1 pseudogene is annotated in these 542 nt (G+C 75.8%); it reads left to right on the top strand.

The window, feature by feature from the left end:
• Window positions 1-542 (top strand): annotated as a pseudogene (locus K9U41_RS23055) (hypothetical protein); the annotation flags it as partial.

Below are 542 nucleotides of genomic sequence, written 5' to 3'. Positions count from 1 at the left end.
GTGCCGGAGCCGCTGACGCCGCCCCCGGCCTTCATCTTCCTGGAACCCGATTCGCCGCCCGCCGCCGACGATCCCCAGACCGGGACCGGGGCGGACCAGGCGGCGCCCGCGCCGCCTGCGGTGGACGAGGGAGCGCCGGCCGCCGCTGGCCCGCCGTCCCCCCCGACCTTCACATTGCTGGAGCCTGCCGCGCCGCCCGCCGCAGGTGCACCGGAGATCACGGCCAGGACCGATCCGGCTCGTCCTGCGCCGCGAACCGCGGGCGAGGGCGAGGCGGCCTCCGATGCACCGCCACCGCCGGCCTTCGCCTTGCTGGAACCTGCCGCGCCGCCCGTGGTCCACGGTCCCGAGGCCACGGCCGCCGCGGATCAGTCGGCGCCCGCTCCGCCTTCGGATGAAGTGATACCCTCGCCTGCGCCATCCGGAAGCCCGGGGCTCCGCGCGCCCGGCGTTCTTGATGCCGAGGCGATAGCCAATCCCTCGCCCGAATCACCGGAGACCGTTCTCGTCGCCCGTTCGCCGGACGCGACGATCCCTCCGCC

The organism is Xanthobacter autotrophicus, assembly GCF_029991245.1.
Lineage (GTDB): Bacteria > Pseudomonadota > Alphaproteobacteria > Rhizobiales > Xanthobacteraceae > Xanthobacter > Xanthobacter autotrophicus_C.
The sequence above is the reverse complement of the archived record's forward strand: the minus strand, read 5'-3'. Positions and strand labels throughout refer to the sequence as shown.